Below are 14,363 nucleotides of genomic sequence, written 5' to 3'. Positions count from 1 at the left end.
TATTCCTGTTGTCCCGCAGATTTCGAGGCGGCTCGGTCATGCCTGACAGGCTCATAGCAGAAACTCCATTCGTCCGCCGTGCCCGGCGGTCGAACCGGAGGGTCCGTCTCTTCTGCTTTCCGCATGCGGGAGCGGGGGCGAGCGCGTTCGCCGCGTGGCCGGCTCTTTTCCCGCCGGAAGTGGAAATCGTGGCCGTGCAGCTGCCCGGCCGCGAGGACCGCGTCGGCGAGCCGCACCCCGCGTCCGTCGACGCCGCCGTCCGCACCGTCGCGGTGGCGCTGCGACCCTATCTCCAGGGCCCGTACGCGTTCTTCGGCCACAGCGGCGGTGCACTGATGGCGTTCGAACTGGCCAGGGCGCTGCGCAAGCGCGGCACCCAGCCCGGACACCTGTTCCTGTCCGGGCAGTCGGCCCCGGGGCACAACGTCCCCGCGCCGGAGCTGCACCGGCTGTCCGACGACGACTTCAGCGCCGCCCTGCGGGGCCTGGACGGCACGTCGGACGGGGTGTTCACCGACCCCGAGCTGATGAAGCTGCTGCTGCCGACGCTGCGTGCCGACTTCACCCTCTGGGAGAACCACCGGCACCGCCCCGACCAGCCGCTCTCCGTGCCGATCACCGCGCTCGGCGGGGACACCGACCCGCGCGCCCCCGTCAGCGGCCTCCACGCCTGGGAGGAGCAGACGACCGGGTCGTTCTCCGTCGAGGTCTTCCCCGGCGGCCACTTCTATCTCAACGACTCCGAAGCGGAGCTCACCGCGATCCTCGGCAGCACACTGCTGGGCCGGGAGCCCGTGCACGCCTCTCAGGGGGAGCGGAACCGATGACGATGCCCGGACACGACGCCGTGGCCCTGCTGCGGGCGGCGGCCGCATCCGTGACAGGGGTCGAGGAGGCCGTACCCCTGCTGCGCAGGGAGGCCCGGCTCGACCGGGTGCGCCCGGCCGCCCCCCGCGCCGCGGACGCGCCGCCCGCGGCGGCGGGAGCACCGGCCGTAGCCTACGGCGGCGACCTGCCGGCCGACCCCGGCTTCCCCACCACCCTGCAGGAAGCCCTCCGGCTTGCCGCCGAACTCGCCCCGGACCAGGGCATCGTCTACCTGACGGGTGACGACGAGCAGTTCCAGAGCTACTCCCAGCTGCTCGCCGACGCACAGCGGCTGCTCACCGGCCTGCGCTCCACCGGCATCGCCCCCGGCGAGTCCGTGCTGTTCCAGTTCGGCGACAACCGCGCCTTCGTCACCGCGTTCTGGGCGTGCGTCCTGGGCGGATACCTGCCCACCCCGGTCGGTGCCGCACCCGGCTACGACCGTGAGAACGCTGTCACGACCAAGCTCCGCAACGCCTGGCAGCTGCTGGACCGGCCGCTCGTCCTCACCGACGCCTCCCTCGCCCCGGCGGTGGCCAAGCTGTCCGCCCTGTGGGGCGTCGACGACCTGCGGGTGGCCGTCGTCGAGGAACTGGGCGACGGCCCGCAGAGCAGGGACTGGTTCCCGGCGACCCCGGACAGCCCGGCCGTGCACCTGCTCACCTCCGGCAGCACCGGGGTGCCCAAGGTGGTCCGGCACGCCAGCCGCAGCATCCTGGCCCGCACCCGGGCCACCGCGGCGGTGAACGGATTCGATTCCGCCGAGGTCGCGCTGAACTGGATGCCGCTCGACCACGTCGGCGGCATCATCATGTGGACCGTGCGGGACGTCGTGCTGCGCTGCCGGCACGTCAACGCCACCATCGACGCCTTCCTCGCCGACCCGCTGCGCTGGCTCGACTGGATCGACCGGTACGGCGTCACCAACACCTGGGCCCCCAACTTCGCCTTCGCGCTCGTCAATGAGCGTGCCGCCGCCATGACCGGCCGGTCCTGGGACCTTTCGACGCTGAAGCACCTCCTCAACGGCGGAGAGGCCGTCGTCAGCCGCACCGCGGACCGGTTCATCGAGCTGCTCACCGCACACGGGATGCCGGCCGACGCGATGCACCCGTGCTGGGGCATGTCGGAGACCAGCTCCGGGGTGACGTACTCGGCCCTGCGCGCCGGGAATCCGGACGCGGGCCGGCTGAGGGTGGACAAGAGTTCGCTCGGCGGGGCGCTGCGCTGGTCCACCGACCCCGACGCCGTCACGTTCACGGAGGTCGGGCCGCCGATCCCGGGCGTGCGGCTGCGCATCGTCGACCCGAACGACGACGTGCTGCCCGAGGACCACGTGGGGCGGCTCCAGATCACCGGCCCGACGATCATGGAGGGCTACTTCCGCAACGAGGAGGCGAACGCGGAGGCGTTCACAGCCGACGGCTGGTTCAGCACGGGCGACCTCGCGTTCCTGCACGAGGGCCGGCTCACCATCACCGGCCGGGAGAAGGACCTCATCATCGTCCAGGGTGCCAACATCCTGAGCTACGACGTGGAGTCCATCGCGGAACAGGTGGAGGGGACCGAGGTCACGTACGTCGCCGCCTGCGGCTGGTCCGGCGCGGGCGACAGCACCGACAAACTGGTGATCTTCTTCGTCCCGGCCTCCGACGACCGGACCTCGGTCCACGACACCATCGCCGCGATCAAGGCGCGGGTGGCCGAGGCCCTGGGCCTGCAGCCCGACCTGGTGATCCCGGTCGAGCGGGAGGACTTCCCCAAGACGGGCAGCGGCAAGATCCAGCGAGCCCAGCTCATCGCCGACCTCGACGCGGGTGTCTACGCCGCATGGTGCGACGAGGCGAACGGCCCGTGGTACTTCGAGCGGACCTGGACCGACGCCCCCGCCGAACGCGGCGAGCTGCCGCCCGGCCCGTGGCTGGTCTCGGAGGCCCTCCGGGAAGAACTCGCCGCCGTGCCCGGCGTCCCCGAGCTCGTCGTCTCCCCGCCCGACGGTGCCTCCCCGGACGGACGGGCCGGCGCCGTCGTCCACCTGGCCCAGGGGCCCGACGCGCAGAGCGTGGCCCTCGACGTGCTGCGCCTGGTCCAGGACCTGGCCGCGTACGACCCCGCGCCCCCGCTCCTGGTGGTCACGAGCGGCGGTCTGTGGACGGCCGCGGGCGACGCCCTCGACCTCGCCACCGCGAGCCTGCCCGGCCTCCTGCGGACGGCCGCGGCGGAGCGGGTGCTGCCGTCCGTCCGGCAGCTCGACGTGTCCGCCCCCTCCGGCCGTGCCGCCGCCATCGTCACCGAACTCGCCTGCCACGACGCCGCCGACCTCGTGGCCCACCGCGGCACGCGACGCCTGGTGCCCAGGCTGCGGCCGATGGCCCTCGACGACCGGGGGAAGGACGCGTTCGCCACCGGCGGCCGCTACCTCGTCACGGGGGGTCTCGGCGGCGTCGCCCATCCGATCGCGGAATACCTCCTGGCCGCCCACGCCGCGAAACTGCTGCTGGTCGGGCGGAGCCCGGCCGACGGGGGCGAGCGCGCCGAACGCCTCGACGACCTCGCAGTCCTGGGCGACGTGGCCTACCGTGCGCTCGACGTGGCCGATCCGGTCGCGCTGCGGGCCGCGGTGGAAGAGGCGGAGGCACGCTGGGGAGCGCCGCTCGACGGTGTGCTGCACCTGGCCGGCGCCGACGTCTCCCACCAGTGGGCGCAACTGGAGATCCACCAGGTCGCCCGCGAGTCCCCGCAGGCCTTCCACGACGCCTACCGCGCGAAGGTGACCGGCACCCTGGCCCTCGCCGAGCTGCTGGAGGACCGGCCCGACACGCCCCTCGTGCTCTTCTCGTCGGTCAACGGCGAGTTCGGCGGAAGCTCCTTCGCGGCGTACTCGTCGGCCAACAGCTTCCTGCACGGATTCGCCGACCACTGGGGACGCGAGCGCGGCCGGCCCGTGCACTGCCTGGCGTGGAGCACCTGGAGCGGCCTGGGCATGAACCGGGGAGCACCCGAGGACGCCGCCGAGGCCCGCGGCTTCCGCACCCTCGACCCCGACGAGGGCCTCGCCTCGCTGCTCACCGTACTGGGACAGGACAGGGCCACCGTGCTGATCGGCCTCGACGGCCGCAACGAGCACATCGCGCGCGCCCTCGCCCCGGACAGCCTGCACATCGCCGAGGCGATCGTCGTGTACACCGGGTCGGCCTCCGAGGCCGACGTCCGGGCGGCCGTGGCACCGGTGGCGAGGGAGCTCGACCACCCCCTGCGCTGCCTGCGCATCGACAGGCTGCCTGCCGACCGGGACCAGCTGCTCGCCGTCGCGGTCGCAGCGCTGGAACGCGGCGGGCGGCAGTTCGTACCGCCGGCCACCGAGCTGGAACGGGCCCTGGCCGCCCTCTGGAGCGACGTCCTCGGCAGCGATGTCGGCCGTGACGACCGCTTCTTCGACCTCGGCGGCAGTTCGCTGCGCGCCGCGCAGCTCGTGAACCGCATCAACAGCGCGCTGACCGCCCGGCTGTCGGTGCACCACCTCTACGAACACCCCACTGTCGGCAGGCTCGCCGCAGTGCTTTCCCCGCAACTGGAAGGTGAACGAGGATGACCAATCCGTTCGAGGACGCGGACGGCACCTATGTGGTGCTCGTCAACGACGAGGGACAGCACTCCCTCTGGCCGACGTTCGTCGACGTGCCCGCCGGCTGGCTGACCGCCCACCCGGCCGACACCCGCGACGCCTGCCTCGCCTACATCGAGGCCAACTGGACCGACATGCGCCCGCGCAGTCTGGCCACCGCGATGGACGCGCAATAACACCATGACTCTGGCCATCGAGGTCGAGGGCCTGGTGAAGCGCTTCGGCGCCCACCGGGCCCTCGACGGAGTCGACCTCGCGGTGCCCGCCGGGCAGGTGCTGGGCCTCCTCGGCCCGAACGGGGCGGGGAAGACCACGACGGTGCGCGTCCTGGCGACCCTGCTGCGACCCGATGCCGGGCGCGCCCGGATCTTCGGGTACGACGTGGTCGAGGAGCCCCACCAGGTCCGCCGCTGCATCGCGCTGACCGGACAGTTCGCCTCGGTCGACGGCAACATCTCCGGCAGGGAGAACCTGTATCTCATCGCCCGCCTCCTGGGCGTGCCCGCCCGCCGGGCCCGCGCGGAGGCGAACGGGATGCTGGAGCGGTTCCGGCTCGGCGAGGCGGGCGGCAAGCCGGCCCGCGAGTACTCCGGCGGAATGCGCCGACGTCTCGACCTCGCCGCATCGCTCATGGGCGAGCCGAGGCTCATCTACCTCGACGAGCCGACCACCGGTCTGGACCCGCACAGCCGCAACGAGCTGTGGGCCACCGTGAAGGAGCGCGCCCTCGCCGGCTCGACCGTGCTGCTCACCACCCAGTACATGGAGGAGGCCGAGGCGCTGGCCGATTCGGTGGTCGTCGTGGACAAGGGACGGGTGATCGCCGCCGGTACGGCCGCGGAGCTCCGGGCCCGGGTGGGCGGCCGGACCCTTGAGGTACGGCCCGCGTACCCCCGGGATCTGGCGGCCCTCGCGGGCGCCCTGGCCCTGGAAGGGCTGGACGGCCGGATCGACCAGGAGGCCTGCGCGGTCCGGCTGCCGCTCGTGGAACCGGACGAACTGACCCGCGCGGTGCGGGCCGTCACCGCCTCGGCGGTGGAGGTGCTGGCCGTGGACACCCGGGTCGCCAGCCTCGACGAGGCCTTCATCGAACTGACCAGGAGCACCGCGTGACCCCGACCACCGACATCGCGCCGACCGTCGGGGTACCCCCCCTCGCCGGTTCCGCCCGGAACGGGCTGAGGGACACCGCCAGGCAGTCGCTCGCCATCGCCAGGCGCAACATGCTCCAGTTACGCGGCGACCCCGGACAGCTCCTCGACTCCGTGGTGATGCCGATGGTCTTCACCCTGATCTTCCTGTACGTCTTCGGCGGCGCCATCTGGGGAGACCGCCCCGGCGACTACCGGCAGTTCCTCCTGCCGGGCATCATGGTGCAGACGCTGATGTTCGCGTCCCGTTCGACCGGTTACCTGCTCGCCGTCGACTTCGACAACGGTGTGATGGACCGGTTCCGGTCCTTGCCCATCGCCCGCTCGGCGGTCTTGACCGGCCGGATCGTGGCGGACATGAGCCGGCTCCTGCTGGGCCAGGTCGTCATGCTCGTGTTCGCGATCGCCATCGGCTTCCGGGTGGAGACCAACTTCCTGTTCGCGGTGGCCGCCGTGCTGCTCACGCTGCTGTACGGCACTGCGCTGGCCTGGGTGTCGGCCTTCATCGGCCTCTCGATGCGCAGTCCCAACACCGTGCAGTCGGTGGGCTTCCTCTGGATGATCCCGTTCCAGTTCGGCAGTTCCATGCTGGTGCCGACCAGCACGATGCCGGGTTGGCTGCGGACCTTCGCCGAGGCCAACCCCACGACCCTGGTGACGGACGCGTGCCGCAACCTGCTCGCCGGAGGGCCGGTCGCCGGTCCCGTCCTCGGCACCGTGCTGTGGAGCGTGGGCCTCATGTGCTTTGCGGTACCGCTGGCGATATCCCGCTATCGACGTCGCTGAAATGTGATCGATAACGGGAGGGAAACCTCCGCCCATACATTCTTCTCATTCCAACTCCCCGAGTGGAGGAGCCCTCTCATGAGGTCCGGTCATACCACCGTTCCGCGGTGGCAGACGACAACCGGTACGGCACCGGGCACGGCGACCGTTCGCATTCCGCTGGAATCCGAGCCGACACCGACAGAGCTTTCCGCCGCCCACGCCAAGGTCGTCGCGCTCCTCAGCGGCGAGGACGAGGTGGCCTTCGGCCCCGCGCCCCACCTCGTGCCGGTGGCCGGCACCACATGGGCCGGTCTGGTGGACCGCGTCCGCGGCGCGGCCGTCGCTCCCGGTCACGGGTTCGAGACCATGGTCGGCGGGTCGCCGGGCACGCTGCCCGACGGCGTCGTGTTCGGGGTGTGCGTCACCGACGGCGCGCTGGTCCTGACGTACCGCACCGAGGACTTCGACGCCGACCACGCGACCCGGGTCGCCGGCTACCACCGCACCGCGCTCGACCGCATGGTCGGCGACCCGGACGCCCCCCACGAGAGCGACAGCCTGCTCTCGGACGAGGAGCGGCACCACCAATTGGTCGGGATGGCCGGCCCGGCGCGGGAGCTGCCGGACCGCCGCTTCCACGAGCTCTTCGAGGAGCGGGTACGCCTGCACCCCGACAGGACCGCCGCGATCACGGGCGAGCGCCGGATCACGTACGCCGAGCTGAACGCCCGGGCGAACCGGATCGGCCGGACCCTCCTCGACCACGGTCTGACCGCCGAGGGCTCCGTCGCCGTGGTGACCGAGCGCAACCTTGACTGGATGGCCTCCGTCCTCGCCGTGTTCAAGGCCGGCGGCGTGTACGTGCCGATCGAGCCGCACTTCCCGGCGGACCGTATCGGCACCACCCTCGACCGCGCCGGATGCACCCTCGTCCTCACGGAGCCGGGCAGCACCGCCACCCTCGGCGAGGCCCTGCGCGAGCGCCCGTCCGTCACCGTTCTGCGCGTCGACGAGAGCGAGGGGGCCGACCCGGCGGACCTCGGGCTTGGCATCGGCCCCGACCGGCTGGCCTACATCTACTTCACCTCCGGCTCCACGGGCAGGCCCAAGGGGGTGATGTGCGAGCACGAGGGCATGCTCAACCACCTCTACGCGAAGACCGACGACCTCGGGGTGGGCGAGGGCGACGTCGTCGCGCAGATCGCTCCGCAGTGCTTCGACATCTCCCTGTGGCAGCTCGTCGCGGCCCTGCTGGTGGGCGGTACGACCCTCATCGTGCCGCAGGAGGCGATCCTCGACGTGGAGCGGTTCGTGGAGGTCGTCCGCGCCGCGGACGTGGCCCAACTCGTCCCCTCCTACCTCGAAGTGGTGCTGTCGCACCTGGAGGAGCACGGCGGCGGCCTCGGCCGGATCCGCTGCCTCTCGGCCACCGGCGAAGCGCTCAAGAAGGAGCTCGTCGACCGTTGGTTCGCCGCCTTCCCAGGCACTGCGCTCGTCAACGCGTACGGACTCACCGAGACCTCCGACGACACGAACCACGAAGTGATGACCGAGCCGCCGCGCGGTGACCGGGTCCCCCTCGGTCCGGCCGTCGCCAACGTGCGGGTCTACGTCGTCGGCCCCGACCTCGAACCGGTGCCGCTCGGCTCACCCGGCGAGATCGTGTTCGCCGGAATCTGCGTCGGCCGTGGCTACGTCAACGACCCGGAGCGAACGGCCGCCGCGTACGGCACCGATCCGCACCGACCGGGGGAGCGGCTCTACCGCTCCGGTGACTTCGGCCGCTGGTGCCCCGACGGCAAGCTGGAGTTCCTGGGCCGCCGCGACGCACAGGTGAAGCTGCGGGGCTTCCGCATCGAGCTCGGCGAGATCGAGAACAGGCTGCTCGGCGTCGCCGGGATCCGTGACACCGCAGTGGTCGTCACCGGTGAGACCCTGGTGGCGTTCTACGCCGCCGCCGCCGACGTACCCGTCGACGAGCTGCGGACGTGGCTGGCGGCCGCGCTGCCGGAGTACATGGTGCCGAGCCGTTTCAGGCGCCTCGACGCCCTGCCGCTCACCGCCAACAGCAAGATCGACAAGAAGCGGCTGGCGGAGCTCGCGGGGGCGGACGACGACGGCCTGCAGCCGCCGGTCACCCCGACGGAACAACGGATCGCCGCCGCCTGGGCGGCCGTGCTCGGCCTGACACCCGAACGGGTCGGCCGCAGCAGCCACTTCTTCGACTCGGGTGGCACCTCCCTCTCCGCCGTGCGCCTCGTCGTGAAGCTCGACCGGGCCGTGTCGCTGAAGGACCTCACCCGGTACCCGCGGCTGAGCGACCTGGCCGCATTCATCGACGGAACCGGCGGCCCCGAAGTGGCGGACACCGCAACGGGCCTCCTGAACCCCCTCTTCACGCCCCCCTCGCCGGCCGCCACCCTCGTCTGCTTCCCGTACGCGGGCGGCAACGCCGTCAACTTCCAGCCCGTCGCGGCCGAGTTGGCGGACAGTGGGCTGGCAGTCCACGGAGTTGAGCTGCCCGGCCACGACCTCACGATCGAGAGCGAGCCGTTCGCCTCCCTGGAAGAGATCGCCGCAGCCGTGGCGGACGAGATCGGCGAGCGCGTCGCCGGACCGGTCCTGCTCTGGGGCCATTCCTCCGGAGCCGCCCCGGCCGTGCTGACCGCGCGTCTGCTGGAGGAGCGGGGGCACGACCTGCGGGCCGTCCTGATCGGCGGCCAACTGGTCGGCACCCCCGACGACCGGCGGAGGTTCAGCGCCGAGATCGAGACCATGGCCCCCCTGGAGATCGCCGCACGCCTCAGTGGCGAGAGCGGCTACGCCGAGCTCTCCGGGACGGACACGAGTCGAGCGGCGCTGGTCGGTGCGGCGTACCGGCACGACGTCCTGGAAGCGAACACGTTCTTCGCCGACGTGGCGGAGCATCCGCCGGCCACGCCCCTCGCGGCTCCGCTGACCCTCGTGGTGGCCGCCGACGACCCCGCCACCCAGGGCCACGAAGGCGGCATCGAAGCCTGGCGCCGCATCGCCAGGTCCGTCCGGGTACGCGAACTGCCCGACGGGGGTCACCACTTCTTCCGCACCAGGCCGGCGCAGACAGCCGCCGTGGTGCTGGCTGTCCACGACATGCACGAGAGAGAGCGAGTGTGAAAGTGCCGCCGAATGACATCGACCCGTTCGCAGGACTCGACGGACGGCGCGACGAGGGCCGTCCGGCCATCGTCACCGCTGCCGACGCGTCGGACCCGGCGGCCTGGGCCGCCGAACACCGCGAGGCGCTGTACCGGATCGTCGCGTCGCACGGCGCAGTACTGGTACGCGGCCTCGGGCTGAACGACGCCGCCGGAGCGGCCACGGTCCTCAAGGTCCTCGGGAACGACCTGATGCCGGAGCGCGAGGCGTTCGCGCCCCGCTGGACGTATGACGACCGCATCTACTCGTCCTCCAAATGGCCGCCGAACCAGCCGATGTGCATGCACCACGAGCTGAGCTACGCGCTCGAATTCCCCGCCACCATGGCCTTCGCCTGCCTGAGCGCGCCCGCCAGCGGCGGGGCCACCGCCCTGGCCGACGCCGGCCGTGTCCTGCAGGGCCTGCCCGCCGACCTCGTCGAGCGCTTCGAGCGCGAGGGGTGGCTGCTCACCCGCAGCTACACCGAGGACATCGGCGTTCCGTGGACGGAGGCGTTCGGCACCACCGACCGCGCCGAGGTCGAGCGGTACTGCGCGGCCAACGACATCTCCTTCGAATGGAACGGCAACGGGCTGCGCACCAGCCAGCGTCGTCCGGCGGTGCTGCGCCACCCTGCCGACGGCGAGCGGCTCTGGTTCAACCAGATCGCCTTCCTCAACGAGTGGACGATGGCGCCCGAGGTCCGTGAGTACCTGGTCGACTTCTACGGCCCGGAGGGCCTGCCGTTCAACACGCGCTTCGGCGACGGCGGTGAGATCACCGAGGACATCGTCACGCTGATCAACAAGGTGTACGACTCCGTCACCGTCGCCGAGCCGTGGCGCCCGGGCGACGTGATGCTCGTCGACAACCTGCGCACGGCTCACAGCCGGCTGCCGTACGACGGAGCCCGCGAGGTGCTCGTCGCGATGGCGAACCCCACCACCCGATCGGTCTAGAGGTTCGAGAAGCCAGATGACGAAGCACAACCCAACTTTCGCAGTGATCTCCGGCCAGCAGGTGCAGCGTGCGCTGAGCGGGCAGGAGCGACTGGTCACGGAGATCGTCGAAGCGGCCTATATGGCGCACGGTGCGGGGAAGACGGTCAATCCGCCGTCGTACTTCCTCCAGTTCCCCGACCGCCCCACCGCCCGCATCATCGCCCTGCCCGCGTCGCTGGGCGGGGACGACGGCGTGGACGGACTCAAGTGGATCTCCAGCTTTCCGGAGAACGTGAACTCCGGGCTGCCGCGCGCGTCGGCGGTCCTGATCCTCAACGATCCCCGTACCGGCTATCCGTACGCCTGCCTGGAGAGCTCGATCATCAGCGCGAGCAGGACCGCCGCGTCCGCCGCCCTCGCCGCCGACAGGCTCTCCCGCGGAAGGGCCCGCCCCACCAGGGTCGGCTTCATCGGTACAGGTCTGATAGCCCGCTACCTGCACACCTACCTGGCGGGCACGGGATGGTCCTTCGACGAGGTCGGCGTACACGACCTGTCCGGCGAGCACGCGGCCGGCTTCGCCGACTACCTGGGCCGATGCGGTGAGGGCGGTCGGGTGACCGTGCACGACTCCGCGGACGACCTGATCCGCGGCAGCGACCTGGTGGTCTTCGCCACCGTGGCGGGCACTCCGCACGTCACCGACCCGGAGCTGTTCGCCCACCACCCGCTGGTGCTCCACGTCTCGTTGCGCGACCTGGCGCCGGAGATCATCCTCGATTCCGTCAACTACGTCGACGACGTCGAACACTGCCTCAAGGCCAACACCTCGCCGCATCTCGCCGAACAGCTGGTGGGCCACCGGGACTTCATCCACGGAACCCTCTACGACGTCATGGCGGGCCGTACCGAGGTGCCGTCCGACCGCACGGTGGTGTTCTCCCCGTTCGGCCTCGGCGTGCTCGACCTGGCCGTAAGCGCCCATGTCCACGACCAGGTGTCGCGCAGCGGCGACCTGCACGTGGTCGAGGACTTCTTCCACGAGATGAACCGGTACGGCGGCTAGGGGCAACTGCCCCAGAACGGGAGGAAGCTGTGCCGATCATCTCAGAGGCGCAGGAGTATCACGAGGAGGACCTGTTCGTCGACCTCCGTCGGACCTTCGGGCGCAGGCTCTACCTGAAGTGCGAAGGTTTCAATTTCGCCGGTTCGATCAAGCTCAAGGCCGCCCGGGCGATGGTCGAGGCCGCGGAGGCCGGCGGCGTGCTGCGTCCCGGCTCCGTCCTGGTGGAGTCGTCGTCGGGCAACCTCGGCGTGGCGCTGAGCATCCTTGCCGCCAGCAAGGGCTACGGCTTCGTCTGCGTCACCGACAACAGGTGCAACCTGGCCACGAAGCAACTCATCGAGGCCATGGGCGGCACGGTCTACACCGTCACCGAACCCGCGGCCGAGGGCGGCTTCCTCGGTGCGCGGCTGCGCCTGGTGCAGGAACTGTGCGAGTCGAACGACAGCCACGTCTGGCTCAACCAGTACGCCAATCCCAACAACGCGCTCGCGCACTACAGGTCGACGGCCCCGGCGATCGCCAGGCGATTCCCCGACCTGAAGGTGGCCTTCGTCGGGGCCGGAACGACCGGCACGCTCATGGGCTGCGCCCGCTACTTCAAGGAGAACCGGCCCCAGGTCACCGTCGTCGCCGTCGATGCGGTCGGGTCGGTCACGTTCGGTGGCCCGTCCCTGCCGCGGATGATCCCCGGCCTCGGCACCGGAGTGCGACCGCCGCTGCTCGACCGGTCCTACGTGGACGACGTGGTCCACGTCAGCGAGGTGGAGACCGTGCGCGCCTGCCACCGGTTGGCCGGGCGCGGTTTCCTGCTCGGCGGCTCCACCGGGACGGTGATCAGCGGAGCCATGCGCTGGCTGGACGAGCACGCTCCCGGCGAGGACCTCACCGCCGTGGCGATCGCGCCCGACATGGGCGAGCGCTACCTGGACTCGGTCTACCACAGGGGATGGGTCGAGGAGATATACGGCAACTCAGTCCTCGCCGACGAACTCGAGAAAGCCGAGGAAGTACCGATGATGTCCAGTACGGGTGTTGCGCGATGACCGAGCTGCTGCAGGCGGACGTCGCCGAACGAGCGGATTTCACCCTCGACGGTGAAGCCGCCCTGGTGGAAGCCGTCGCGCGAGGGGTGCTGGACGTCGCAGACGGCCGGGTCGACTCGCCCGAGTTCGTCGCGGCGGCCCGTGACGCGTGGGAGAACCTGCCCGGCCCGCTGCGGCAGGCGATCCGCCGGTTCCGCCGGCACTCCGGACCTCGTGGACGGCTGCTGATACGGGGACTCCCGCTGGGTGACGTCTCACGGGACACCCCGGCGGCCGCGGACTCGGTCCAGCGGGACGCCTCCGTCGCCGCCGCGGTCCTTCTCATGGTGGCCTGCGGACTGGGCGACCCCGCCGCGTTCCGGCGGGAGAAGTCCGGCGCCCTGGTGCAGGACGTCGTACCGGTGCCGGGCCGCGAGGAGTTCCAGGGCAACGCCGGCTCGGTGCTCCTCTCGTTCCACAACGAGAACGCGTTTCACGAGCACCGCCCGGATTACGTCATGCTGCTCTGCCTGCGCGCCGACCACGAGGGTGTCGCGGGCACCCGTACCGCCTGTGTCCGCGAGGTCCTGGAGCAGCTCAGCCCGGCCTGTCGCGAGGCGCTGGCCCGTCCCGAGTTCGTCACCGAGGCGCCGCCTTCGTTCGGGTCCGGCTGCGCCGACGCTCCCCGGCACCCGGTGCTGGGCGGCTCGTGGGAGGACCCCGACGTGCGGGTGGACTTCTCCGCCACACGGGCGACCACCACGGGTGGCGCCGCCGCCCTCGCCGAGCTGGGTGCGCTCTTCGAGCAGGTCTCGCAGACGTCCCGACTGCTGCCGGGCGACCTGGTCATCGTCGACAACCACGTCACCGTGCACGGCCGCACCGCATTCACTCCGCGCTACGACGGCAGGGACCGCTGGCTGCAGCGCACCTTCGCGCTCACCTCCCTGCGCCGCTCCCGGGGCGGGCGTCCGGACGACGGCTACGTTCTGGTTGAATGAGGATCCGGCCGACGACTACCAGGGGAGCATGTCGTGCGAGTGGTCATCGCCGAGGACTCGGTGATTCTTCGTGAAGGCATGGTCGAGCTGCTGACCGCCCGCGGCTGTGAGGTCCTCGCCACCGCGGGCGACGCGGACGAACTGCTCTGCGCGGTGGCCGAACACGTCCCCGACGTCGCCGTCGTCGACATCCGGATGCCCCCGACCCACACGGACGAGGGCATCCGTGCCGCCGTCCAACTCCGCGCCGAGCAACCGGGCGTGGGCATCCTGGTCTTCTCCCAGCACGCCGAGCCGTCCTGGGCGGCCCGTCTGTTGGCCGACGAGGCGTCAGGCATCGGCTACCTGCTCAAGGAACGCGTTTCCGCCACGGCGGACTTCATCGAGGCCCTGCGTCGGGTCGCGGCCGGTGGTGTGGTCCTCGATCCCGAGATCGTCAGCCGCATGCTGAACAGCGGCACGCGCCGCCTCGACCGACTGACCGCCAGGGAACGAGAGGTCCTGAGCCTGATGGCCCAGGGCCACTCGAACCGCTCCATCGCCACACTCCTCGTCATCTCCGAGCGGGCGGTGGAGAAGCACGCGGCGTCCGTGTTCGTGAAGTTCGACCTCCCCTCGACCGACGCCGACAACCGACGCGTCAAGGCCGTCGTCGCCTACCTGCAGGAGATCGGGCCCTAAACGGCGGCCGCGTGCGCTCGGCGGCCGGTGCGGCGGCAAGGGGGGCGGATATCCGAACCCCGAAGAC

General features: G+C 71.2%; 11 protein-coding genes. All 11 read left to right on the top strand.

What is annotated here, in order from left to right; translation table 11 throughout:
- The first annotated feature begins 38 nt into the window (after positions 1-38).
- The 11 genes from ACZ4VL_RS28735 to ACZ4VL_RS28685 all read left to right on the top strand — a co-directional run bounded on the left by ACZ4VL_RS28735 (position 39) and on the right by ACZ4VL_RS28685 (position 14,296).
- Positions 39-827: a thioesterase II family protein gene (locus tag ACZ4VL_RS28735; protein ID WP_468205454.1), complete on the top strand. Its 789-nt coding sequence runs from the start codon at positions 39-41 to the stop codon at positions 825-827.
- Positions 824-4,459, top strand: a complete 3,636-nt coding sequence (locus ACZ4VL_RS28730; protein ID WP_468205451.1) for an SDR family NAD(P)-dependent oxidoreductase — start codon at positions 824-826, stop codon at positions 4,457-4,459. Before ACZ4VL_RS28735 ends, ACZ4VL_RS28730 begins: the two co-directional genes overlap by 4 nt.
- Positions 4,456-4,668 (top strand): MbtH family protein, encoded by a 213-nt coding sequence (locus ACZ4VL_RS28725; protein ID WP_043435585.1) that lies wholly within the window; start codon positions 4,456-4,458, stop codon positions 4,666-4,668. The genes ACZ4VL_RS28730 and ACZ4VL_RS28725 overlap by 4 nt, the downstream gene beginning before the upstream one ends.
- Before the next feature lie 4 nt (positions 4,669-4,672).
- Entirely contained in the window at positions 4,673-5,605 is a 933-nt protein-coding gene (locus ACZ4VL_RS28720) for an ATP-binding cassette domain-containing protein (RefSeq protein ID WP_468205449.1), read from the top strand.
- Entirely contained in the window at positions 5,602-6,429 is an 828-nt protein-coding gene (locus ACZ4VL_RS28715) for an ABC transporter permease (RefSeq protein ID WP_468205447.1), read from the top strand. Before ACZ4VL_RS28720 ends, ACZ4VL_RS28715 begins: the two co-directional genes overlap by 4 nt.
- Before the next feature lie 78 nt (positions 6,430-6,507).
- On the top strand, positions 6,508-9,564 hold the full coding sequence (locus tag ACZ4VL_RS28710; RefSeq protein ID WP_468205444.1) for a non-ribosomal peptide synthetase: 3,057 nt from the start codon (positions 6,508-6,510) through the stop codon (positions 9,562-9,564).
- Between the two features lie 2 nt (positions 9,565-9,566).
- Positions 9,567-10,544, top strand: a complete 978-nt coding sequence (locus ACZ4VL_RS28705; RefSeq protein WP_468205441.1) for a TauD/TfdA family dioxygenase — start codon at positions 9,567-9,569, stop codon at positions 10,542-10,544.
- Positions 10,545-10,560: 16 nt separating this feature from the next.
- Positions 10,561-11,592: a 2,3-diaminopropionate biosynthesis protein SbnB gene (gene sbnB, locus ACZ4VL_RS28700; protein ID WP_468205438.1), complete on the top strand. Its 1,032-nt coding sequence runs from the start codon at positions 10,561-10,563 to the stop codon at positions 11,590-11,592.
- Positions 11,593-11,621: 29 nt separating this feature from the next.
- Positions 11,622-12,635, top strand: coding sequence for a 2,3-diaminopropionate biosynthesis protein SbnA (gene sbnA / locus ACZ4VL_RS28695; RefSeq protein ID WP_468205435.1), 1,014 nt, complete (start codon positions 11,622-11,624; stop codon positions 12,633-12,635).
- Entirely contained in the window at positions 12,632-13,615 is a 984-nt protein-coding gene (locus ACZ4VL_RS28690; protein WP_468205432.1) for a TauD/TfdA family dioxygenase, read from the top strand. Before sbnA ends, ACZ4VL_RS28690 begins: the two co-directional genes overlap by 4 nt.
- Before the next feature lie 33 nt (positions 13,616-13,648).
- Positions 13,649-14,296: a response regulator transcription factor gene (locus ACZ4VL_RS28685; protein ID WP_468205429.1), complete on the top strand. Its 648-nt coding sequence runs from the start codon at positions 13,649-13,651 to the stop codon at positions 14,294-14,296.
- The last annotated feature ends 67 nt before the right edge of the window (positions 14,297-14,363 follow it).

The sequence above is a fragment of the Streptomyces sp. NPDC029014 genome (assembly GCF_055564695.1).
Note: the sequence above shows the minus strand (reverse complement) of the source record. Positions and strands in the feature narration are given on the sequence as shown.